General features: G+C 61.6%; 18 protein-coding genes. 10 read left to right on the top strand and 8 right to left on the bottom strand.

Features of this window, described 5'->3' with window-relative positions:
* Window positions 1–22 precede the first annotated feature (22 nt).
* From GJ668_RS04125 to GJ668_RS04110, 4 genes are all read right to left on the bottom strand, one after another.
* Window positions 23–1,096 (bottom strand): family 8 glycosyl hydrolase, encoded by a 1,074-nt coding sequence (locus tag GJ668_RS04125; RefSeq protein ID WP_155448849.1) that lies wholly within the window; start codon window positions 1,094–1,096, stop codon window positions 23–25.
* The gene (locus GJ668_RS04120; RefSeq protein ID WP_186342877.1) at window positions 1,083–3,557 is read right to left on the bottom strand and encodes a cellulose biosynthesis cyclic di-GMP-binding regulatory protein BcsB; all 2,475 of its coding nucleotides are present in this window, start codon (window positions 3,555–3,557) and stop codon (window positions 1,083–1,085) included. Before GJ668_RS04120 ends, GJ668_RS04125 begins: the two co-directional genes overlap by 14 nt.
* Window positions 3,554–5,755, bottom strand: coding sequence for a UDP-forming cellulose synthase catalytic subunit (bcsA, locus tag GJ668_RS04115; RefSeq protein WP_155448847.1), 2,202 nt, complete (start codon window positions 5,753–5,755; stop codon window positions 3,554–3,556). The genes GJ668_RS04120 and bcsA overlap by 4 nt, the downstream gene beginning before the upstream one ends.
* A gap of 64 nt (window positions 5,756–5,819) precedes the next feature.
* The gene (locus tag GJ668_RS04110; RefSeq protein WP_155448846.1) at window positions 5,820–6,890 is read right to left on the bottom strand and encodes a choice-of-anchor A family protein; all 1,071 of its coding nucleotides are present in this window, start codon (window positions 6,888–6,890) and stop codon (window positions 5,820–5,822) included.
* A 448-nt stretch (window positions 6,891–7,338) separates the two neighbouring features.
* On the opposite strand from GJ668_RS04110, the gene GJ668_RS04105 reads away from it, so the two are divergent.
* From GJ668_RS04105 to GJ668_RS04070, 8 genes are all read left to right on the top strand, one after another.
* Window positions 7,339–8,694: a M16 family metallopeptidase gene (locus tag GJ668_RS04105; protein ID WP_155448845.1), complete on the top strand. Its 1,356-nt coding sequence runs from the start codon at window positions 7,339–7,341 to the stop codon at window positions 8,692–8,694.
* Window positions 8,684–10,090, top strand: a complete 1,407-nt coding sequence (locus GJ668_RS04100; protein WP_155448844.1) for a M16 family metallopeptidase — start codon at window positions 8,684–8,686, stop codon at window positions 10,088–10,090. The genes GJ668_RS04105 and GJ668_RS04100 overlap by 11 nt, the downstream gene beginning before the upstream one ends.
* Window positions 10,077–10,664 (top strand): 16S rRNA (guanine(966)-N(2))-methyltransferase RsmD, encoded by a 588-nt coding sequence (gene rsmD, locus GJ668_RS04095; RefSeq protein ID WP_186342876.1) that lies wholly within the window; start codon window positions 10,077–10,079, stop codon window positions 10,662–10,664. The genes GJ668_RS04100 and rsmD overlap by 14 nt, the downstream gene beginning before the upstream one ends.
* A gap of 118 nt (window positions 10,665–10,782) precedes the next feature.
* Window positions 10,783–11,259: a pantetheine-phosphate adenylyltransferase gene (coaD, locus tag GJ668_RS04090; protein WP_155448843.1), complete on the top strand. Its 477-nt coding sequence runs from the start codon at window positions 10,783–10,785 to the stop codon at window positions 11,257–11,259.
* A gap of 56 nt (window positions 11,260–11,315) precedes the next feature.
* Complete coding sequence (locus GJ668_RS04085) at window positions 11,316–11,567, top strand: YfhL family 4Fe-4S dicluster ferredoxin (protein WP_155448842.1); 252 nt, start codon at window positions 11,316–11,318, stop codon at window positions 11,565–11,567.
* A 321-nt stretch (window positions 11,568–11,888) separates the two neighbouring features.
* Entirely contained in the window at window positions 11,889–13,334 is a 1,446-nt protein-coding gene (locus GJ668_RS04080; protein WP_155448841.1) for a glycosyltransferase family 2 protein, read from the top strand.
* A 151-nt stretch (window positions 13,335–13,485) separates the two neighbouring features.
* Window positions 13,486–16,473, top strand: coding sequence for a chemotaxis protein CheB (locus GJ668_RS04075; RefSeq protein WP_155448840.1), 2,988 nt, complete (start codon window positions 13,486–13,488; stop codon window positions 16,471–16,473).
* Entirely contained in the window at window positions 16,466–18,412 is a 1,947-nt protein-coding gene (locus tag GJ668_RS04070; RefSeq protein WP_155448839.1) for a putative bifunctional diguanylate cyclase/phosphodiesterase, read from the top strand. The genes GJ668_RS04075 and GJ668_RS04070 overlap by 8 nt, the downstream gene beginning before the upstream one ends.
* 23 nt (window positions 18,413–18,435) lie before the next feature.
* Here GJ668_RS04070 and GJ668_RS04065 read toward each other — a convergent pair whose 3' ends face one another.
* The 4 genes from GJ668_RS04065 to GJ668_RS04050 all read right to left on the bottom strand — a co-directional run bounded on the left by GJ668_RS04065 (window position 18,436) and on the right by GJ668_RS04050 (window position 21,905).
* Entirely contained in the window at window positions 18,436–19,755 is a 1,320-nt protein-coding gene (locus GJ668_RS04065) for an MFS transporter (protein WP_155448838.1), read from the bottom strand.
* A 117-nt stretch (window positions 19,756–19,872) separates the two neighbouring features.
* Window positions 19,873–20,502, bottom strand: coding sequence for a c-type cytochrome (locus GJ668_RS04060; protein ID WP_155448837.1), 630 nt, complete (start codon window positions 20,500–20,502; stop codon window positions 19,873–19,875).
* A 243-nt stretch (window positions 20,503–20,745) separates the two neighbouring features.
* Window positions 20,746–21,201, bottom strand: a complete 456-nt coding sequence (locus GJ668_RS04055; RefSeq protein WP_155448836.1) for a copper chaperone PCu(A)C — start codon at window positions 21,199–21,201, stop codon at window positions 20,746–20,748.
* A 47-nt stretch (window positions 21,202–21,248) separates the two neighbouring features.
* The gene (locus GJ668_RS04050) at window positions 21,249–21,905 is read right to left on the bottom strand and encodes an SCO family protein (protein WP_246194620.1); all 657 of its coding nucleotides are present in this window, start codon (window positions 21,903–21,905) and stop codon (window positions 21,249–21,251) included.
* 119 nt (window positions 21,906–22,024) lie between these two features.
* Here GJ668_RS04050 and GJ668_RS04045 point away from each other — a divergent pair, with 119 nt between their 5' ends.
* Window positions 22,025–22,741 (top strand): PilZ domain-containing protein, encoded by a 717-nt coding sequence (locus GJ668_RS04045; protein ID WP_155448835.1) that lies wholly within the window; start codon window positions 22,025–22,027, stop codon window positions 22,739–22,741.
* Window positions 22,742–22,750: 9 nt separating this feature from the next.
* Window positions 22,751–24,061, top strand: a complete 1,311-nt coding sequence (locus GJ668_RS04040) for a diguanylate cyclase (protein ID WP_155448834.1) — start codon at window positions 22,751–22,753, stop codon at window positions 24,059–24,061.
* Window positions 24,062–24,072: the final 11 nt, after the last annotated feature.

The following is a 24,072-nucleotide window of genomic DNA, read 5'->3' as shown; positions in this document are numbered from 1 at the left end:
CGAACCGCTCATTTGGCGAGGATCAGGATTCGGAGGTTCGACACCAGGTATCGAGCGCGACCTCCAACAGCAGCGCGAGTACGGCGCCATAGTAGTCGTGCTCGCCCTGGAGGTCGGGCAGGCGCAGCACATGGGCGGCGTCATCGGAACCGACGAACTCAGTCAATGCCATCAGCGAACGGATACCCTGAGGGGCAGCATGCGGACTGGGTGCATTATTGGTGAGATCGACCCAGTCGGGCTGCTTGGATGTATAACCGAAGTGCCGCCAATACTGGATGAAGGGCGCGAGGCGTTCGTTGTCATCCAGGCCACCCCAGACCAGATACAGCGGCACACGAATCGCGTCATAGCCAAAACGGGGCGCGAAATCCTGTGGGAAGGTCAGGGTGTCGTCCTTGAGTGCGATCCAGTCTGGCGGCAAACCCCAACGCCCGAAACGGGCCTGATCCAGTAGATTCCGGCCACTCTCGATCAGCCTCGACCAGACGGGTTGATCCGGTTCGAGCCGCGCGAGCTCTTGCAGGGCGGGAAACACCCAATAGGAAGGGTTCAGGATCAGGCCATCGTCGCGCTCGAAGCCCACCGCGCCAGGCAAGAGGAGTGGACCCAAGGAACTCTCGCGCAGCAGTTGGGAGCGAATCTCGGTGGCAATGGCTTGGGCGCTCTCCCGATAGCTCGGCTCGTTCCAGCGTTCGGCGGCTAGGCTCAGTGACCAAGCGATGAAGAGATCGCCATCTGTGGCGTTGTTGCGATCCTCGATCGGTGGCTCGGCGCCCGGCCGCCAGCGCCAGGCCGCCAGCCAGTCGCCACGGACATAGAGATGATGGCGTGTCCATCTCCAGAGACGCTCGAATGTCTCGCGATCGTCATGGTAAACGGCCAGACGCAGGCCGAATCCCTGACCCTCAGAGTGCGTGATTCCGCCATTTCCCGTATCGATGACGCGGCCATCCGGTTCGATGAAACGCTCCTTGAACAGACGCCAGTTGTCGTCTGCTCGCGATTGCCAGAGGCAACCGGGCGCGGCCATGGCTGTCGTGGCCATGCAGACCAGAATGATCAGGGCGGTCAGGAGACGATTAGTTGTCTTCATGATGGATCAGTGGATGATGACGGCGTCTGAATCGACGCATGAGTATCAGCAACAGCAAGGCCAGTAAGGCGGCCAGACCCAACAGAAGTGCCTGCAGAGCCTGTGGATAGTGGCCGAACAGATAAGACAATCGCGCTTCGGTTGGTCCCTCTCCGATAATGAACGTTTGGCGTGCCGGTTGCCAGCGTAGCTCGTCGGGTTTGTCATTCCATAGAACGAGTGATCCGCGCACATTGAACCAGTACTCGGGTTGGACGATCTGAGTCGCCCGCTCCAGAAGCCGCTGCGGTTCAGTCGCCGATAACAGGAGTACCGAGCGTCCTGTCTGGGTCGGAGACTCGAAGGCCATGAGTAATCCCAGGCGCCCCAAGGGGTGGCCCGCATAGGTCACATGGCTTTCGAACTCCCTTGGTTCAGCCGGTCGTGCTGTGAACCATCCCTGTAGGATCGCCAGGGGGCTTTCCCACCAGGCGAGCGCAGTCTCGGGTTCGGTGAGTACCCGTAAGGTCGTGTAGTCGATCCGGCTGGTTTTCTCCCCCAAGTACAGGGGGGCGGCGTCTCTCAAGACTGGGTCCAGATCGTTCAATACACCGACCACGATCGATTCGCGACCCTCGGTATCGGGAGCGGTTCCAAGTCGCGCCCGATGCAGGGGCACGCCATTGATCTGAGCGAGTCGCGCCAGCAACGTCCAGGCCGCACCAGCGGCCTCCCGAGAGCCACTGACGACCTGTACGGCCAGGTCACGGCCTTGTAGATCACGTATCCAGGGGAAACCCGACTGTACCAGTAGCGCCAGGTCGGGGAGTCGACTGAATTGTGTCATGAATGGAAGCTGGAGCGCCGAGTCCCCATAGACCGTCATCAACAAATTTTCGCCTTGGCGCAATTGGCAGCGATCCGTCTTCAGCGGCACCAGCATGGGGACGAGTTCGAGCCGATTTGGACCGGCACGTAACAGGCTGCTTGGAATGCGTAGCCTGTAGTCGTAGAGGCTCGCGCCGACTGGATCATCGAGCGGAATGCCCCGAACGAAGACACCATTGACGAGCAGGTTAAGCACGGAGTCGCCTCTGAAAGCCGCACCATAGCTGAAGTTCAGGCTGAGAATCGCGTCCTCCGAACCCATAATGTGGAAGTCCGGTTGAATCCAAAAATCCAGTCGAAGATGGCGCTGGACAGCGCTGACCTGAGTGCCTGAGCCGGAGAAACCGGGATCCGTGAACCAACTCGCGGGCGCAAGCGGGCTGACCAGCGTTGTGGTCGATGCTCCCAAGTCCATGAAACGTGCTTTGACTCCGCCTGGTAGGAGGCCGGGTCCACTGTTGGCTGGGATGTCCGGCGGTATCAGATCGCTCACCAAAACCTGCGCTCGATCGGGAAATGGGGTCTCCATAAATGCCAGTGTCGTGGCGGCGCGCTCGACCTCTTGTGCATCGCGTCCCGAGACGATCAGTAGGGCGCGCGTGTCGTCGTTAGGCTGTGCAAACAGCGCCAGATAACCGTCGGTGACGCTCGATGCCCACTCGGCACCCAATATGGGGCGCAGCTGATCGCGAGTGCCGATCAGGATGGCATCACGATCGAGTAGATCGGAAGCGTTCAGCGCGGCAAAACGCCGTTGAGATCCGTCCTGAGCCGTACCCAGGGTCAAGGGGGCGGATTCGACGGTTGGAGGCACGAAGCCCAGATGGATCGCAATGGCTTGGGCGACCAAGGCTCCCCAGGTCAACTGTGCATCGTCCAGGGCGGCATTCTGAGACGGGGGCATCAGGATGCGCCAGGGTTCCTTGTTCCAGAGACGTGCATCGAAGAGTTCTTCGAGTGCCGACAGGCTGGTGTTCAGCGAACGAGGCTCATAGTCCAGATGCAGGCGTGAACCCTGGGTGTCGATCTGCGTCCAGAGTTCGGGTGCGCCCGGATCCTCGCAGTCTTCGACCAGCGTATGCTGGGCGACGGCAAAGACGAGCTGATTGTAGCCAACTCGCAGCAAATCGAGCGGCAGACGGATCTGGGCACGCCCTTCCGGGCGCTCTGGATCCAACCTCAGCTGGGCGATGATGAGGCCGTTGAGTTCGACGCGCAGTTGAGAGTGCGCCTGCAACAGGTTCACCGAATTGCGGTAGACCAGATCGAGTCGGAGTTCACGGGGTTCCCAGCGTGCCGGCAATGGGATATCGAAGTTGATCTGGGCGCGGCTGCCCAGCAGTCGCGCATCCTTGAAGGCATCCGTGAAGCTCGCCAGTGAGCGCTCGATGCGACGGGTTCCTGCTGCACTGGCGGCATTCGTCCCGTCGCCTGCCTCCGTCGTCGATTCGTCGAGCACGGCCTCGGTGGTGGCTTGAGCGATACCAAGACTCGGGGTGAGCAAGACCATCGTCAGTAACAGGCTCAGAAATGCATGTTGGTTCGGTATCGACCGGGCGCGGTCGCGCCTGGAGTGGAAGTTGGCATATTTCATCGAATGACTCTCGAACCAAACGGGAAGTGTGTCCGCATCCAGATCAGCACTGCTTGCCATCTCAGGCGCAGGTGGTCACCGAGATAACGGAACATAAGCGCAAACAAAAAGACGAGCGGTTTGAGTACACCAACACGTCGATTACGCTGACGCAGCATGTCGCGCCAGCGTTCACTGCCGGAATAGGCCAGCGACACGATCGCCTGGCAATCATCGAGCGTGGGTGCGACCAGCAGCAATCCGAGTTGCGCCGTCTCGGCATGCGCGCGGATGTTTTGGAGTCTGACCGCTATGCGACCAGTTTTGATGCTTGTACCTTGCAGACGCACCCAGTCGGGTGGGTGTCGGCGCAGCCACTCGGCGTCTTCCGCTTTGATGATCAAGCCGATACCCGTGACTGACAGATCCTCCGTCTCGCCTTCGATGAGGCGCCCAGCTGCCTGAATCTGTGCTGGATAACGACAGGGGATGCGTACCGCAACCCGGCGCTGTTGCCGTTCGACCAGGGCCCCTAGCGAGCCGAGCAGCATGATCAGATTGATCGAGGCCCAGGTCATGGTCAGTATGACCGTGTCGCGTTCCCAGGGCGATTCGAAATAGCGCCACACGCCGATGGCCAGGCCGATCGTCGTGAGTCCGATCATGCTATAGAGCGGGCGGATCAAGGGTGAGATATGGTCCTGATCCTGGATCTCGCCCTTGGCCGTCACCTCGAACTGGGGATGCCGTGGCGAACGTAAGACCTGAATCAATGGCCTGATCAGAAAAAGCGCTAGCAGTTGTTCATAGAACTCGGAGACAAAGACCCAGCGCGCATTGCCGTAGAGATAATCGGACAGCATGACCACTGACAGCACATGTGGCAGCGCCAGAATCAGGACTTCATTGATCGAAGCATTGTAGATGCCCAGTCCCAGAAACAGATACGCCAAGGGTGCGCAAAGAAAAACGATGCGTGCAAAGGGAAACAACCAGAACAGCATGCTATTGAGATAGGCCAGACGCTGCCACCAGGACAATCCAGGGATACGCAATGGATTGCTCAGGATCAGGATCTGTGTCATGCCTTGCGCCCAGCGTGTACGCTGCTTGACGAAGCTGATGAAGTTCTCCGGCTGTAAGCCGGCGATCATCGGCCTCCATATATAGGCACTGCGATAACCGCGTGCATGTAGCGCGAGCGCCGTTTCGGCATCTTCGGTGATGGTTTGCCCCTTGATTCCACCAATCTCATCGAGATGGCGGCGGCGCAAGACGGCGGCGGCACCACAGAAGAATGACGCATTCCAGAAGTCCATGCCGCGCTGCACGTTGGTGTAGAACATCTCCTGTTCGCTTGGCATCTGCTGGAAGGTTTTAAGGTTTTTCTCGATGGGATCGGGCGTGACGAAGAAATGTGGCGATTGGACGAGGAAGATTCCTGGGTCGCAGATCAGCCACCCAAGGGTATTGGTCAGAATGTCGCGTGTCGGAATATGATCTGCATCGAGTATCAGGATGAATTCGCCCTGGATGTAATCAAGAGCATGATTGAGATTTCCGGCTTTGGCCGATTCATTGCGTTCACGGGTCAGATAGCGAACGCCGAGTTTTGTGCAGAGTTTTTTGAGCCGTCTGTGGCGTTCGCGTGCTTCACGCGCACGCTCTGGATCGGATTGGATTCGCTTGGCTCGAGTCGAGCCGTCGTCGAGTAGATAGATCCGGATTTTATTGGCTGGATAATCGATCCCCAGTGCACCGAGTAGGGTCGTTTCCAGCAATGAGTCGGATTCGTTATAGGTCGGCACCAAGACGTCGACCGTCGGCCAGGTCGAGCGGTCATCAGGCATGGGCAGGATCGGACGGTTGAGCGGATGGATCGATACGAAGGCACCGACCACCATGACGATGAACGCGAACAACTCGGCGCCGTAGAGCAGCAAACCCGCCAAGAGGCTTGCTATGTCCTGTGTCGGTAGGGTGCTGGACGTTCGCCACCAGAAATAGCGGATGCTCAACAGCAGGGCGAGCACGATGAATAGGATGCGCAAAAAGCGACCAAGGTCATCGAACGGCGGGCGACGGTACGCCAGTGGGCGTAACAACAGCAGTGTCAGCAGGATACCGACGGACAGTTGGATTTGAGCAATGTTGTCGACGGGTAAGGCGGCTAGGGCAATGAGTGCGCAGACAATGACAAAAGCGGCTAAACGAAGCATTCGTATAATAGGGACTCGTGCATTGGTAGCTACGAAGCGTTCTGGATCACTGTGATTCCATGACTTACGAGGCGCTTCCCTTGATCGCCATTCTGCGAATTGAGTTGCTGCTTGATAACGATGCAATAGCTATCAGCAGAAGCAGCACTATCGGCGGCTCATCAACGGCAGCCGGTGTCGGTTGTCCTCTAAAGAAATAGTTGTTGATTTGACCTGTAAGCCGGCTCGTGTCTTGGGTGTTTTGGTTCAAGTCCTTGACGATGAAGTTACCATCGATATGCCCGTTGTAGAAGGTTGTCGATGCCAGCGGAGCCAAAATACTACCCTTGATTCCGATGCTGTGAATATTCAGGTTTATTGCATCGACGAAGTTGAACAGGATGCCATTGGTTAGACTGCCATCATGACGTATTCCAGAATTATGGTCATTGTCGGGCAACTGTGTGTCGTTGCTGGATGCTGTATGAAAGAAGCCTGTGTTGAATAGATTTACGTCTGTGCCGAAGACGTTCACCAATGCAAGAGATGTAGCGGGGATGTCGAAAGTGATGCGCTTGTCAGGTGAGGAAAGTGCATCGGCGTTCACATTGAAAATGTTCAGATCATTATTGCCAATGAAGCGGAGATCATAGAGTTCGTTTTCATCGTTACGATTCTCTAGCGTCTGGCCTGTGCTCTCTAGCTTCCCCCAAATACTGGAGCGATTCAAGAGGTCAGCAGTCAGTGCTTCAAAATCAAGAGCGTCGCCCTCGAGTAATTCCCCATTTGTAATGCTTGGATCATGCCCCGAGTAAAAGCCAACGGTTTCGTCAGTATTTGCATCGCCGGCCACCACGGCATTGCCATGCTCAATGCGCGTGTTGCGAATCGTCGCATTGCCACCGACGATCAGATCATTCCTGCTGCCTGACGAATTTTCCAGCAGTAGACCGATCGAAAAATCCTGCATGTAGAGATCGCCTTGAACGGCAAGACGCCCCTCAACATCTGACTGCACGCCCCGCATGCCTCCGAGGACGATGGCGTTGAATTGAGCCGCATCACCAAGGTTGATCGGCATGGCGGATAGCCCAGGCGCCAACAGGAGTAGCGTGGCAAAGATTGCAAACCAACGATGCGAAATCGATTTGTGCATTGGAGTTAAATCCCTGAAACCATCTTACGCTCAAGTATAGCCAAGGCTGTGATTGGCGGCAGACATGGCTCCATCATAGGTTGCAGCAATGTTGACAGTCTATCCGGGAATGCAGCGAAATTCTGCGACATGCCTTGCAACTTTAGTGACCTGGGAAATCCATGCATTTGAAAGCACAAAAAGTGACTTGATGCATGATCTGGCTTCAGGGTTTGTGGGTGCGTGAGTGGCTGGCTGGCTAACCTGTACACTTTTGCCTTCATAAACGACTGACTCGATACCATAGTCAGACTCGTGGCTCTCTTGGGCGGGTATCATATCTCCTGTTCGCGTGTGGCTAGGCGCTGTGTACGGGGAACTCAGGCTCGCCCCAGATGCCCATATACACTCATATAATTCATGGCGTTCAATATTTGGAGTTTCCATTTTGCAACACTTAGTCGCGTTCATGCTACTTTTGTTGACTTTTGGCCCAGCCCTGGCTGCGACCGAGGTCCACGAGCGCCAGCTCGACAACGGACTCAAGATCCTGGTCAAGCCCGATCATCGCGCGCCCATCCTGACCTCACAGGTCTGGTATCGCATCGGGTCGAGCTATGAGTACGGTGGCATCACCGGTGTTTCGCACGTCCTGGAGCACATGATGTTCCAGGGCACCGAGCATCTGGCGCCGGGCGAGTTCTCGCGCATCGTCGCCGAGAACGGTGGCGAGGAGAACGCCTTCACCGGGCGCGATTACACTGCCTACTATCAGAATCTCGCCAGCGATCGGCTGGAGGTCTCCTTCGAGCTGGAGGCGGAGCGGATGCGTCATCTCAAGCTCAGCGAAAAGGAGTTCCTGAAAGAGCTGGAAGTGGTCAAGGAGGAGCGGCGCATGCGCACCGACGACGATCCGCAGTCCCTGACCTATGAACGCTTCAGCGCCACCGCCTATGACGCCTCGCCCTACCGCAATCCGGTGATCGGCTGGCCGGGTGATCTGGAGCAGCTCAGTCTCGAGGACGCGCGCGACTGGTACCGACTCTGGTATGCGCCGAACAATGCCATCCTGGTGGTTGCGGGCGATGTCGAGCCGGATCAGGTCTTCGCCCTGGCCGAGAAGCACTTCGGTCCGCTCGCCGCCGAGACCGTCCGCCCGCCCAAGACCCAGGCGGAGCCGGAGCAGCTCGGCGAAAAGCGTCTGCATGTCAAAGCGCCGGCCAAGGAATCCTATGTGCTGATGGGCTATAAGACGCCCTCGCTGGCCGATGCCGACGCACCCTGGAAACCCTATGCGCTGGAACTGTTGTCCTCTATCCTCGATGGCGGCGACAGCGCGCGTCTCTCACGCGAGCTGGTGCGCGGACGTCAGATCGCTGCCTCGGCGGGTGCCAGTTATCGCGCCTTCGAGCGTCTGCCGGGGCTGTTCCTGTTCGAGGGGGTGCCGGCCAAGGGTCAAACCGCTGAGACGCTCGAAGCCGCTCTGCGCGAACAGATCGCGCGCGTCCAGTCCGAGCCGGTCGAGGCCGCCGAGCTGGAGCGGGTGCGCAATCAGGTCATCGCCGCGAAGGTCTTCGAGCGCGATTCGCTCTTCTATCAGGCGATGCAGATCGGGCTGCTCGAAACCATCGGGCTCGACTGGCGTCTGTCCGACACCTATGTCGACCAGCTCGCCAAGGTCACGCCCGAGCAGATCCAGGCCGTGGCGCGCCAATATCTGACCCCCGAGCGGCTGACGGTCGCCATCCTCGACCCGCAACCGCTGGAATCCAGCGCCCAAACCGCCGCCCGTCCCCAGGCCGGAGGACAGACCCATGTGCATTGAACGACCGTCCGACCGGGTCGAGCGCGCCACGCGCCATCTGAGCGCCTGGCTTGCCGGAACCCTGCTGATCGCCAGCCCGCTGGCGCAGGCCACGCCCGATATCCAGACCTGGAACACCGAGAACGGTACGCGCGTGCTCTTCGTCGCCGCGCCTGAAATTCCGATGGTCGATGCGCGTCTGGTGCTGGCGGCCGGCAGCGCCCGCGATGGTCAGCAGCCAGGTCTGGCCTCGATGACCGCCGACATGCTCAGCGAGGGCGCGGGCGATTGGAACGCGGATGTCATCGCTGATCGGCTCGATGGCGTCGGCGCCATCCTGAGCGCCAGCGCCGATCGCGACATGACCATGATCTCGCTGCGGACCCTGACCCGTCAGCCGGCCTTCGACACCGCTGTCGACACCTTTGCGACCCTGATCGCACGACCGACCTTCGCCCCGGATGCACTGGAGCGCGTGCGCCAGAACCGGCTCATCGCCCTGCGTCAGGACGAGGAGTCACCGCGCAGCGTGGCGCAAAAAGCACTCTATCGCGCCGTCTTCGGCGCCCATCCCTATGCCACAGATCCATCCGGCACGCCTGAGTCGATCGCGACCCTGCCGCGCGAGGCGCTGGTCGACTTCCACGCGCGTCATTATGTCGGCGCCAACGCGGTGCTGGCCCTGGTCGGCGATCTCGACCGTGCCGGCGCTGAGGCCCTGGCCAAGCGACTCGTCGCCGGCCTGCCGAGCGGCGAGCCGGCCGGGCCACTGCCCGAGGTGCCGGCGCTGGCACACGAAAATCTGGAGACGATCGCGTTTCCGTCGAGCCAGACCACGGTGCTGGCCGGACAGCCGGGAATGCGTCGCGGTGATCCGGACTATTTCACGCTCTATGTCGGCAACCACATTCTGGGTGGCAGTGGTCTGGTCTCGATCCTGATGGACGAGATCCGTGAGAAGCGCGGTCTGTCCTACAGCACCTACAGCTATTTCCTGCCGCTCGCCCAGCCCGGCCCCTTCCTCATGTCGCTCCAGACGCGCAACGATCAGGCCAAGCAGGCACTCGCGGTCTTGCTCGACACACTCAAGCGCTTCATCAACCAGGGCCCGACTGAGGCGGAACTGACGGCGGCCAAGAAAAACATCACCGGCGGCTTTCCGCTCAAGATCGCCAGTAACAGCAACATCGTGCAGTATCTGGCCGTGATCGGCTTCTATGATCTGCCGCTCGACTATCTCGACCGCTTCCGCGCGCGTATCGAGGTCGTCACGACCGAGCAGATTCGTGACGCCTTCGCGCGGCGCGTCCATCCGGAGCGGCTGGCCATCGTCACGGTCGGCGCGCCGTCCGACACTTCAGCGGCTGCATCAGCGGCAGCCTCTGAACAGGGGCCGGCGGTCCGTGGCACACCCTAGAGCGCGTCCAGCCAATCAGTTGCGTCTCATCGGCGGCCGCCATCGTGGCCGTCGTCTGAGCTTTCCCGATCAGCCGGGATTGCGCCCGACCCCGGATCGGGTGCGTGAGACGCTGTTCAACTGGGTGGCACCGCTGATCGAGGGCGCGCGCTGTCTGGATCTCTTTGCCGGGAGCGGGGCGCTGGGCTTCGAGGCACTCTCGCGCGGTGCGGGCGACGTGGTGCTGATCGAACGTGCCGCCGCCGTCGCCCGACAGTTGCGCCTCAATGCCGAGCTGCTCGGCGCCGCCAATCTCCAGGTCCATCAGGCCGATGCCCTGGCCTGGCTGGAGACAACACCGGGCACACCCTTCGATCTAGTGTTTCTCGACCCGCCGTTCGCCGAGGATCTGCTGGCGCCGGCCATTGAGCGGCTCGACCGTCATGGCTGGCTGGTGCCCGAGTCGCGGGTCTATCTGGAAGCGCCGGTTCACGTCGGCTTTCCGCCGCTGCCTGAGTCCTGGGAGCTGATCCGTGACAAGACAGCAGGCCAGGTGCGCTATGGCTTGGCCAGCGTCAATCCAGCGTGTCGGTAAGCCCGCGCGGTTTGTGCTATGTTGCGCGCCGGTGGTCTGGTCGGCGGTCTTGGCCGTGGCGCGGCGGACCACCGAGTCGAACCGCCGCCCGTCGGGCACGCCAAAGAGGAGCCAATGCTTGCGCACCGTGGTCTATCCAGGAACCTTCGATCCCATCACCAACGGACACGTGGATCTCATCCATCGTGCAGCACGTCTGTTCGACCGGGTGGTGGTGGCGGTGGCCGCTGATACCGGCAAGACGCCGCTGTTCTCGACCGAGGAGCGCGTGGAGCTGGTACGCAGCAGCATCGCCGATCATGCCAATGTCGAGATCCTGCCCTTCGAGGGTCTGCTCGTGAATTTCGCGCGCGATTTCGGGGTCTCGGTCATCATGCGCGGGCTGCGTGCCGTCTCGGACTTCGAGTACGAGTTCCAGTTGGCGGGGATGAACCGGCGCATGGCGCCCGACATCGAGACGCTCTTTCTGACCCCGGCCGAGCAGTACGCCTATATCTCCTCGTCGCTGGTGCGTGAGATCGCCCGGCTCAAGGGCGACGTCTCGACCTTCGTCACCCCGACGGTACAGGCTGCATTGCGCGCGCGGTTTGGATAAGATCCGCCCGACACACCACCCAACCTGATTTCGAACGAAGCAGAAGGAGTATTCCGATGGCCCTGATGATTACCGATGAGTGTATCAATTGCGATGTGTGCGAGCCTGAGTGCCCCAACGGCGCCATCTCGCAGGGTGACGAGACCTATGTGATCGATCCAGCGCTTTGCACCGAGTGTGTCGGGCACTACGAGACCTCGCAGTGCGTCGAGGTCTGCCCGGTCGACTGCATCATCAAGGATCCCAGTCACGAAGAGAGCGAGGACGAGCTGCGCGCCAAGTACGAGCGCATCACCGGGGAAGGCTGAGTCTGACGGCGGTCAGGATCGCACCTGGAAACGCCCTCCGCCGTGAGGGCGTTTGCATGTGGGTGGCCGTGCGTCGTATTGACCGCATCATGTTGTAATTTCTTGGGTGCCGGGCTTGCTGTCTGCATTCGGCGGACCTATGCTGTATCACCCTTGATTACAGCAACCTGTTTCTTCATGTCCAGGGGGGCGCGTTCTGACCTCCGTCGATGATTCGAGAGACATCGGATAGAGGCGTCAGCCTCTCGACGCCACACAGTCGGTTTGAATCCGGTGCGCGTTCTGTCTTCAGTCCATCCCTCACCCAGCGGAATTCAAGCCATGCTTGCGGCTGAAACTTCGGTCGAGTACTACCTGATACTCGGCCTCGTCATCCTAGCCTTCTGTTCTCTCAATCTGGTCGCCCTGACCCTCGCGCGTCGTTTTCTGCCCAGCCGGCCGCTCACCCAGGCCAGGCTCACCGCGGCGGAGTGTCCGCACGTCCTGGTGCAGCTCCCGCTCTTCAACGAAGGCGAGCTGGTCGAGCGCATCCTGGACGCAGTCATGACGCTCGACTGGCCACGCGACCGTCTGGAGATCCAGGTGCTCGACGACAGCATCGATGGCTCGCTGGCCATCAGTCAGCGCGCGGTCGCGGCGCTCAAACAACAGGGCGTGCGCGTTGAACTCCTGCACCGCGTCCAGCGCACCGCCTTCAAGGCTGGAGCACTGGCCGCCGGACTCGAACGCTCCGAGGCGCCCTTCGTCGCCATTTTCGATGCCGATTTCATCCCGCCGTCCGATTTTCTGCAGCGGACGGTCGGCGCGCTCGTCGCCAACCCCGATCTGGCCTATGTTCAGACCCGTTGGGGCCACCTCAATCGCGACGAGAGCCTGCTCACCCGCATCCAGGCCCGCCTGCTCGATTCGCACTTCGGCGTCGAACAGGAGGCGCGCTGGCGTCTGGGTCTGCCGCTGCCCTTCAACGGCACCTGCGGACTGTGGCGTCGTGCCGCTATCTATGAGGCCGGCGGTTGGGATGGCGACACCCTCACCGAGGACTTGGATCTGAGCCTGCGCGCCAATCTCGCCGGCTGGCGCTCGGGCTTCATGGGCGATCTGGTCGTGCCCGGCTCGCTGCCGACCTCGGCGCGTGCCTGGCGCGTGCAGCAATTCCGCTGGACCAAGGGCTTCGTGCAGTGCTTCATCAAGCTGACGCCCATGGTGTGGCGCAGTCGGCGCCTGCCCGTCTGGCAGAAGCTCATGATCAGCTTCCAGATCGGCCAGCCGCTGGCCTTCGTGGTGGGCGTGGCCTGTCTCATCATGGGGCTGCCCTTCATGGCCGGTGCCGTGGTCGCCGGCGAGGGGCTGAGCCGGGTGGCCTTCATCACGTCCTTTCTGGGTTTTGCCGCGCCCATCGGGTTTCTGGCCATGGCCGGACACCGCGAGGGCTGGCGTCTGACGGCGACCGAGATTCTGGGCGCCCTGGCGTTGACGAGCGGATTGCTGCTGTCGAACGCGCGCGGTGGTCTGGAGGCTCTGCTCGGGCATCGCACCGAGTTCGTGCGCACGCCTAAGGCACGCGACAGCAAGAGCGCGCGAACACCCATCTGGCGCAGTGGCATCCTGGAGCTGGGTGCCGGGCTGGCCCTGCTCGGATTCGCCCTGGTCGAGCAGCCCTTTGCCGTGCTCTATCTGGCGATGCTGATCGGCGGTCTGGTCGGCATGGGTACGATGCAGATGATCGATGGTTGGACGCCGGCCAGGCCGGCGACGATCAGGAACTGATCCGCGCGCGGTTTGAATATAATGGATCCGATATTCAAACCGCGTTGCTGAAGACAGTTGCCGGAGTCGATGGTCGGACTGGCAGGCTCTCGAAACCATGCTGTCATCGTGAACGCGGTTCGACACGAACAGCAGAGAGGAGCCTAGTGGTATGTCCAGTGACCCGAAAGCGACAGGAGAGGTAGATCAGGCGTCAAATCCTGGTCGCTTCGATGCCTATGTGGTAGCCATCGGCGCCTCGGCCGGTGGTCTCGATGCCTTGGAGCGGTTCTTCCAGGGACTGCCGGCGAATACGGGCGCGGCCTATGTCGTCGTCCAGCATCTTTCGCCCGATCACAAAAGCATGATGGCCAACCTGCTCGCGCGTCACACGCCCATGCCCGTGGTGACCGTCGAGCATGACATGCGCATCGAGGCCAACCGGGTGCATCTGATCCCGCCGGCGAGCCTGATGACCGTCAGTGGCAACACCCTGCGTCTGAGTCCGAAGAATCCACGCGGCCTGACCCTGCCGATCGATCTGTTTTTCAGCTCGATGGCCAAGGGGTTCGGCAACCACGCCATCGGCGTCATCCTCTCCGGCACTGGCTCGGACGGCACCCGAGGCGCGGTGGCCATCAACGACGCTGGTGGTTTTCTGGTCGCCCAGGATCCCGAGACCGCCAAGTTCGACGGGATGCCGCGCAGTGTCATCGCCACCAGTCTGGTCGATGCCATCCTGCCGCCCGAGGAGATCGGGCCGCGTCTGCTCGATCATATCCATCAGCGCCCGCAGCCCAAGGTGCGCCCGCCCTCGATGTCGATGGAGATCGACCGCGACAGCGCGCACGAAGAGGTTATGCATCTGTTGCAGCACTCGGGCGGCATCGACTTCCGCGAGTACAAACCGGCCACCGTGATGCGGCGCATGGAGCGCCGGATGCAAGTGCGCCAGACCCCGGACCTGCTCAACTATGTACGCCTCCTGAGCGCCGACCGCGGCGAGCTGGCCACGCTCAGGCGCGAGCTGCTGATCCCGGTGACCAGCTTTTTCCGCGATCCGGATGCCTTCGAGGTGCTGGCCGAGACCGCCGTGCGTACCATCGTCAGCGATCACAACGGCAACCAGCCGATCCGGGTCTGGGTGCCGGGTGTGGCCACCGGCGAGGAGGCCTATTCGCTGGCCATTCTCTTCGCCGAGGCGTTCGAGACGGCGCGTCGCTGGCCGAACTTCAAGCTGTTCGCCACCGATGTCGAGCCGCAGAACATCGAGGTCGCCGGTGCCGGCGTCTTCACCGAGGCCATCACTGCCGAGATCTCGCCCGAGCGTCTGGAGCAGTTCTTCATCAAGCGCGGCAACCACTTCGTGGTCAAAACCGAGATCCGTCAGAGCATCGTCTTCGCGCGCCACAATCTGCTCGACGATCCGCCCTTCACGCGCATGGATCTGGTCTCCTGCCGCAATCTGCTGATCTATTTCCGACCTGAGGCCCAGGAACGCGCCCTGCGCCGGCTGCAATACGCCCTGGCTCCCGGCGGTTTCATGTTCCTCGGTCCGAGCGAAACCATCGCCAACCTGCACACCGATTTCACAGCGGTCAGCTCCAAGCACAAGATCTACCGCATCCTGCGCCATGTCGGTCTCCCGCTGGATGCGGCCAATACGCCGCGCGCGCGCCAGTCGCCGATCGTTCCTTCGCCGCCGCGATCCGGGATGCGGACGCGGGGTGTAGCGACTGACGCCGCCGCGATCGACACCGCCCAGGGGCTGCTGCTGCACGGCTATGCGCCGACCAGTCTGTTGCTCAACCAGCGCCATGATCTGCTGCATGTCTTCGGGGATGTCGGCTCCTATCTGCGCATCGGCGAGGGCAGCGTCAGTCTGGATCTGTCCAAACTCCTCCCGGCCTCTCTGGTCGCTGTCGCCAAGGCGCTACTCTACAAGGCCGCGCGCGACCGGGTGCCGCTGCGCTCGGACATCATCGGGCTGGCGCTTGCCGACGATCGCAACGAGCGCCTGCGTCTGGTGGCGCGTCCGGTTGAGCCGCCGGGCGGCGAGCTGCATCTGCTGCTGTCCTTCGAGCCTGTGACCAGCTATAGCCCGGATGATGTGAGTCCGCCCGAGCTGGGTACACTGCGTATCATCGATGGCGAAACCGCCAAACCGATTGAGACCATCAGTCTGGATCGCGAGACCAGCCAGCGCATCGAGAACCTGGAGCGCGAACTGGCCGCCACCCGCGAGAGTCTCCAGGCCACCATCGAGGAGCTGGAGACGGCCAACGAAGAGTTGCAGGCCACCAACGAAGAACTCATGGCCTCCAACGAGGAGCTGCAAAGCTCCAACGAGGAGCTGCAATCGGTCAACGAAGAGCTTTACACGGTCAACGCCGAGAACCAGGAAAAAATCGAAATCCTCAACCGCCTCAACGCCGATCTCGACGGCATGGCCAAGGCCGCCTCGATCGCGACTATTTTCGTCGATGCACAGTTACGCCTGACCCGTTTCACGCCCGAGGCCACGACGCTGTTCAAGATCCGCGATGGCGACCTGGGCCGCCCGATCGACGACTTTACCAATCTGCTCCAGTACCCCGAATTCATCACGGATCTGCGTCAGACCATCGTCCGTGGTGAGATGCTCGAACACGAAATCAAGGCGGTCAATAACCGTCAATATCTGGTGCGTGTCCTGCCCTATGCCGTGCGCACCAGCGAGCCGCGCGGAGCGGTCGCGACCTTCGTCGATGTGACCACCCTGCGCGACATCGAGCACTTGCAAGCCGTGCTCGACTCGCTGCCCGAGCATGTCGCGGTGCTCGACAGCAAGGGCGTCGTGACCATGGTCAACAGCGCCTGGCGCGACTTCGCGTGCGAGCACGGCGACCCCGAACTCAAGGAGACCGGGGTCGGCGGTGATTATCTCGCCGCCTGCGAGAGCGGCCAATTGGCGAGCGCGCCCCATGCAAGCGAAGTACTGGAGGGCATCAAGCAGGTCATGACCGGCGAGCGCCCGTTCTTCTGTCTGGAGTATCCGAGCCAACCGGGGGACGAGACGCCGCATTATCTGATGTATGTCGCACCGATCCGGCATGCGCGCGCGGGTGTCGTCGTCAGCTATATCGACATCACGCACTGGACAGAGGGCCGGCATGAGTGACCAGCCGCGCGCTCGGCTCGGCGTCATCAAGAGCGTTGACTGGCCCGAAAACGGGTTCGGCGGCTTATCGGCCGATCTGCGCGCCCGGGCGCTGGCGGCCTTGCGTGCGCAGCGTTTCGACCTGGCTGAGGAACTGCTGAGCAACGAAGAGCCCGGCCTGGAGGCCCTGGTCGAGAATCTGCGCATCTATCAGGCCGAGCTGGAGATCCAGAACGAGGAACTGGTGCAGAGTCAGCATCAGGTGCAGGACGCGCTGGCGCGCTTCACCTCGTTCTTCAATACGCTGCCGATCGCCGAGCTGGTGATCGATCGCCAGGGTCTGATCCAGGAAGCCAATCTGGCCGCGCAACGCCTGTTCAACCTGCGCGGCACCCATTTCCATCAGCATTTCTTCGCCCGGCTCATCAACGAGTCCGATCGCGCGAGCGTCATCGATGCCTGGGGCGACTTGCGCCCGGAGGCCTCGATCGTGCTCTCCGAAGTGCATTTTCGCGCCAGAGTGGAAGGGGATTTCATCGGCGATCTGCATATCGCCTCGATCCCGAGTCTGAGCGAGGGTACCCAGCACTATGTCTGCGCTATCCTCGACCGCACCGAAGAGGTCCGCCAGCGTCAGCGTCTGCGCGAGACCAGTGAGCGGCTCGACTATCTGGCCCATCATGACGCGCTCACCGGCCTGCCCAATCGCGCGTATTTCCAGACGCGGCTGGAGCAGTGTCTACAGCGTGCCCGGCGCTATCGGCGTCAGTTTGCGCTACTGTTCCTGGACCTGGACCGGTTCAAGGAGGTCAACGACACGCTGGGCCATCATGTCGGGGATGCGTTGCTGTGCCGGGTTGCTGAGATCCTGTCGGCGCAGATTCGCACGGTCGATACCATCGCCCGGCTCGGGGGGGATGAGTTCGTGATCATCCTGGAAGATATTCCAGCGCCGCATTTTGCCGCGCACTTTGCCGACCGGATCATGGGTGAGTTCAGCCAGCCGCTCGAAATCTCCGGGCGTGAGTTCTTCGTTACCCTGAGTATCGGCATCAGCCTCTATCCAGGCGATGGTCGCGAGCGCGAATCCCTGGTTCAGCACGCCGACGTCGCCATGTACCAGACCAAGAAATCCGGCCGCAACGGCTTTCGCTTCTTCGAGCCGGCCATGTCAGAGGGCGCGATCGAGCGCCTGCATCTGGAGCACGATCTGCGCCTGGCCTTACAGCGCGATGAATTTATTCTGCACTATCAGCCGCAGGTCGATCTGACCACAGGCGCACTCATGGGCGTCGAGGCGCTCTGCCGCTGGCCGCATCCGACACTCGGGATGCTGCTGCCGAGTCTCTTCATCCCCATGGCCGAGGAGCTGGGTCTGATCGATGAACTCGGGCTCAAGGTGCTCGAACTGGGCTGTCGCCAGATGGCCACCTGGGATGCCGCCGGTCTTTATGTCCCGCGTCTGGCCATCAATTTATCGGTTCGTGAACTCGAACGCTCTGAGCTTCCCGGTCAGATCGCTGAGATCCTGGCGTGCACCGGACTGGACCCCAAGCGACTGGAACTGGAAGTCACCGAGTCCAAGCTCATGCGCCAGGCCGATATGGCCATCTTCGCTTTGAATGCGATGCGTACGCTGGGCGTGACGCTGGCGATCGACGATTTCGGGACCGGCTACTCGTCGCTGTCGTATTTGAAACGTCTGCCATTGAACCGGCTCAAGATCGATCGCTCGTTCGTCGAGGGGCTGACGCAGGACGTCAACGACGACTCGATCGCACGCGCCATCATTGCCCTGGCGCATACACTCGGGCTGGAGGTGCTGGCCGAGGGCATCGAGGTGCGCGAACAGGCCGATTTTCTGTTTCGTGAGGGCTGTGTCGAGGGGCAGGGCTATCTCTACGACCGTCCATTGATGCCTGATGAACTGGCGGCACATTGGCTGAAAGCCTCGGAATGAGCGTTTAGACCCCCGAACGTGACTCAGGCGGGCCGCTCGCTCAGCGTGAGGTTCCGGCAGCCTGTCTCACGCACGAAGAGCGCGGCGATCAGACCGATGCCGGCAAATCCGGCCGAGAGCCAGAGTCCGTTGCGGTAGTCGGCAAACGCATAGACCCGCACCCCATCGACGAGTGTGCCATCCCAGGTCAGATCCATGGTCCAGCCAAAGGCCGGCTGCATGATGGCCGCGCCCAGAAACAGCCCTGTGTTGACCAGCGCGATCGCCATGCCGGCGACACCGGGCGCGACGACTTCCTTGGCCACCGCATAGCCGACGACGAAGCCGCCCGCCACCAACCCGAGCAGACCATAGAGCAGCAGCCCGCTCCAGCCCGGCCCCCAGGGCAGCAGGATCAAGGCCAGCCACAGCAGCAGCGACAAGGCGCTGGCGCCGAGGATGACCGGCTTGCGCCGTCCCAGACGATCCGAGAGCGCGCCCATGGCCAGACAGCCGAGCGCGAATCCGCTCAGGGCGACCGTGGTATAGAGCGAAGCGGTGGTGCGATCCAGTCCGAAGCCATCGCGCATCAGCGGCACACCCCAGAGTCCGGCAAAGGCCAGCAGACTGCCGGTCACGCCGAACATGACGAAGAAACTCGGCCAGACCGCGCCCGTCGTCAGCACGCCGCGCAGATCGAGCAGCCAGTGGCGTTCGCGCGGCGGATGCGGCGTCAACCCATCCAGCTCCTGAACCGAAGGCAGACCCGCGTCCTCGGGCCGGCTGCGCACGAAGATCAGGGTCAGGAGTGCGATCAACACCGAGAACAGCCCGATGCCGATGAAGACAGTGCGCCAGGAGGTCGCCTGGAGCGCCAGCGCCAGCGGACCGGCGGCCAGGATCGCCCCCAGATTGCCGAGCAGCAGCGTCAGGCCGCTGATGGCGCCATAGACACGCTCGCTGAACCAGAAGGTATTGGAGCGCATCAGTCCGACAAAGATCACTGAGACTCCGAGTCCGACCAGCAGTCGCCCGACCGAGGCCGCCTCGAAGGTCTCAGCCAGTCCGAACAGTACCGAACCGGCCCCGGCCACCAGACAGCCGAGCGTGACCCCGACGCGCGGACCCAGGGTATCGGCCAGCACCCCGGCCGGGATCTGCATCGCGGTATAGATGTAGTAATACATCGCCGCCAGCGAGCCGAGCGCCACGCCGCTGGTCTGGAAAGCCGCCATCAGTTCCGCCGAGACCACGCCCGGGGCCATGCGATGGAAGAAGGCCGTCATATAGGCCAGGGCGAGAATGACATAGATGGTCCAGCGCAGACGCACGAAGCGACTGACCACGGCGGGGTCGAGGGTCATGGCGAATCCTGGAGCGGTTATGATCGGGAGGCCGGAGGGGATGCACTCCGGCTCTTCGTGAAAAAGGCCGCGATACGCGGCCTTTTGGATCCATCCGGTCGAGGGCGAAGCGCCCCCTTAATTCGAGAGACCCTGGATGTACTGCGACACGGCCGCGATCTCCTGATCGCTCATGCGCGCGGCGATACCGCGCATCATGCCATTGGGATCGTTGGCGCGCTCACCCTTGCGGAAGTACTCCAGCGTTTGCTTGGCATAGTCGGCATGCTGACCGGAGATGCGCGGGAACTTCGACAGACCCTGGCCCATGCCGGCCGGACCGTGGCAGGCGCTGCACGCCGGCACGCCGGTCGCCGGGTTGCCGGCGCGATAGAGCGCCTCGCCTTTTGCGGCCAGCTCACGATCAGCCAGGCCGCCACTCTGGGTCTGGGTCGAGAAATAGGCGGCCACGTCGAGCACTTCCTGCTCGGTCAAGGGCATCGCCATGGGCGTCATCTGGACGTTGTAGCGGTTGCCGGCCTTGAAGTCCATCAGCTGCTTCATGATGTACTCGGGATGCTGGCCGGCCAGCTTCGGCCAGAGCGGCACGACGCTGTTGCCCTGCGGGCCATGGCACGCCATGCAGATGGTGTTGGCCTTCGTCTCGCCCCGCGCCGGATCCGCCGGTTGGAGTTCTTCAGCAGCCTGCGCCAGACCGCTCGCCAAAACTGCCGCCACTGAAACCGTTGTCAGCCAAGTCTTCTTCATGCGAGTGCCTAATTCTGTTCGTGTTCGCGGTCACATCGAGTCAGCGACCGACGACTTGTGGATTTGGGGTGGGAAAATCCGGCAATGTATATCAGACGCTCGACCCTCGGGTCAAACCGGATGCATGGATCCGTGACGCTTCAGGAGGGCGAACGGCTGGATTGCGCGTGCGGATAGACCACCGATGGCGCAGAGAGTTCGATCTCAGCCGCAGGGCGTTTGGATCGAACGCTCGCCGGGGACTCAATGGTTCATGGACGAGTGCATTGGCTCGATACGGCGCACCGGCGCCTGAATCGCGAGGCGCTCGCCGTCGTCCTGGATCAGGGTCAGCTCGACGGTCTGGCCCGGTTGCAGATCGGACTTGAGACCGATCAGCATGATATGGAGTCCGCCGGGGGCCAGCGTCGTGGTTTCGCCGGCCGGCACCGCGATCTGTTCGATGCGGCGCATGCGCATCATTCCGTCCTCCTCGACATGGGTGTGCAGCTCGACGACCTCGGCGGCTGGACTCTCAGCGCCGATCAGGGCGCGATCCTCGGCGCCGGCGTTGTGCAGCGACATGAAGGCGGCGCTGTTCGGCTGTCCGGGCGGCACGGCGCGGACATAGGGGTCGCCGACGTCCAGTCCGGCGGCGCTGAGGGTCAGACTGGCGCTTGACAAGAGTGCGCCGGCGAACAGGGTGCGGATAGCGTGCATGCTCGAATTTCTCCTATAGTTGAAACGATCCGGACGTCGGTCGAGGATCAGGGTTCGGCGCCGAACGCCGTGCGAATGGCGGCCAGGATCGTCTCCGGCGGACTGGCGTGACCGAGTGTCTGGACCAGACGCCCGCTGGGGTCGACCACATAGGTGAAGGCCGAATGATCGATCAGATAGACCATGGCCGAGCCGGTGTCATCGACGCGCCGATAGGCCGCGCCATAGTGTTTGGCGACCTCGGCCACCTGCGCGGGCGTTCCGGTGAGTCCCAGGATATTGGGATGGAAATAACCGACATAGCTCGCCAGACGCGACGGATCGTCACGCTCCGGGTCGACACTGATGAAGAGCACGCGCGTGCGTTCCAGCTCGGCGGGTTGCAAGGCACGCAAGGCGTTGGCGATATAGACCAGATTGGTCGGGCAGATGTCGGGACAGGACGTGTAACCAAAATAAATCAGCACCACCTGTCCGCGCAGATCGCTCAAACGCACGGGGCCGGCCGCTGAATCCAGTGTAAAATCACCGCCTGTCGGCGGTGCGGCCAACTCCAGTGGTGCGTGGCTGGAGTCAGGCGCTTGAACCCGCGTCCAGTGGAGCAACACGCCGATTGATACGACGATGACCACGGCCAGTATCAACAGGCGGCTGATGATCGGCAGGCGCTTCATGTTCAAGGCCGCGTTTTTGAGTCTCTGCATGATATCGAGTCTGGATATGGAGCGGCGCTGATCAGGGGATGCGCTGTGCGAGGTCGTTATAGCCTGTCTGGCCGAGGCGCATCAAGTCCATGTGATTTTCTATTCATAGCGATACAGCCATGCAAGAAAAGCGCTTACAGCGGCGGGTCGGTGTCGAGGTGCCCATCCGGGTCAGCCGGCCCGGTTCGGATACGCCTATTACAGCACGCTATCAGGATCTTTCCTGGGGCGGGGCCAGTTTCATCACCAGCGATCTCGACATTCAGGACGGTCAGCGACTGACCCTGCATTTTCCCTGGACCAATGGGCAATGCTTTCTGATCGAAGCTGACGTTGTACGCTGTCAGCCGCTGGAATCCGGATCTCAGCAGGTAGGCGTGCGATTCGCCACGGTCGGTTATCAGGATGATCGGCGGCTCGAAAAACTGATCGAATTGCTCTCGCCCAATGCACACCAAGCGGCACAGGCGATAGCCACGCCCACCCGGCCCATGCTGGAACTCGTACTTCACGACAAGGAGGAGATGCGCGAAAAGTTGTCCCAGGTCGCTGAGGGATATCTGTTCATCAGTGCGTTCGGTGACTATCGGGTCGGCCAGAGTCTGTTGCTGCTGATTGAGCACACGGATGATTTTCCGGGTCTGCGTCTGCGCGCCCGAGTCAAATCGCAATCCATCGATGATAAGTGCGACAGCGACCGACCGCATCTGGTCACCCTGGAGCTGGAGTTCGAGCATCCACGCGATGAGCTGCGCAAACTGGCGAATCTTTCGATGCGTTTTCGGAGTAAAAAGGCACGTTTCATGGGCCCTCACGACCCATCACAATCGGCCTGATGCCAGAGCATGTCCAATCGCATCTTTGAGGCTCTGCCCGGCACGTCCGATAAGGCGAGCGCCTATAATCAGTTCAGCCATTTTCACGCCACTGTTCGCGCCCGTTTCAACCTGTTCTCAGTGGTACTGCTCTGGCTGCTGATCGTCGCCGCTTCGCTCGGCTGGAATCTGCATCAGGCCGAACGTCATCGCGATGAGCTGGCCCGTGAGTCGGCGCGTTCATTCTTCGATCTGCTGCTGATCACGCGTCGCTGGAACGCCCGGCATGAGGGCGTTTATGTGCCGGCCACACCCCAGACCCCGCCCAACCCCTATCTCAAGGATCCGCGCCGCGAGATCCAGGTCACCGACACCCTGACGCTGACCAAGGTCAATCCCGCCTATATGACGCGCACCCTGTCCGAGCTGGCCGCCGAGCGCTCGGGCGTACAGTTCCACATCACCAGTCTCAAGCCCATTCGTCCGCAGAATCTGGCCTATCCCTGGGAAGCCGCTGCACTGCGGGCCTTCGAGCAAGGAGCCAAGGAATGGGCCGAGACCTACCAGCATGGAGATCAGCAAGGCTATCGCTACATGGCGCCGTTGATCGCGGAGAAGCCCTGTCTCAAGTGTCATGCCGAGCAGGGCTACGAGCTTGGTGATGTGCGCGGCGGCATCAGCATCACCCTGCCGGTGCTTGCGCCCATTCCCTGGCGGGGTCTGGTCATCAGTCATGGACTCGTTGGTCTGGCCGGCGCGGCGGTCATCCTGGTTCTGGGCTGGATGCTGGCGCGCGCGTATGAGCGATTGCGCCGTCAAGCCGTCTTCGATGCCCTGACCAGCATTCCCAACCGGCGCTTCTTCATTGAACATCTGGTGCACGAGCTGCGGCGCGGCCGGCGCGAGCAGGTGCCCTTGGGGCTGCTGATCTGCGACATCGACAACTTTAAAGGCTACAACGACACCTTTGGTCATCAGGCCGGCGATCACTGTTTGTGCGCGGTGGCGGATCTCTTGCGCGAGAGCCTGCAACGCGGCTCGGATTTCTGCGCCCGCTATGGCGGCGAGGAGTTCGTCGTGGTCTTGCCCAACACGACCCTGGATGGCGCGCTCCGGGTGGCCGAGCGGATTCGCGAGGCTGTGTCCGGTCTTGGCATATGGCATCCGGCTTCCTCGTGCGGCATCGTGACCATCAGCATCGGCGTGGCTGAGGAACCCGGCAGTACCTCGGATCTGGATCACGAATCACTGATCCGACGCGCCGACGAGGCGCTCTATCGCGCCAAGGAACTCGGACGCAATCGCGTTGAGGCGCATCGCACCGAGCGGCCTGTTGTCTAAACGAGACTTGG

The sequence above is a fragment of the Allochromatium palmeri genome (genome assembly GCF_009720725.1).
Classification (GTDB): domain Bacteria; phylum Pseudomonadota; class Gammaproteobacteria; order Chromatiales; family Chromatiaceae; genus Thermochromatium; species Thermochromatium palmeri.
Note: the sequence above shows the minus strand (reverse complement) of the source record. Positions and strands in the feature narration are given on the sequence as shown.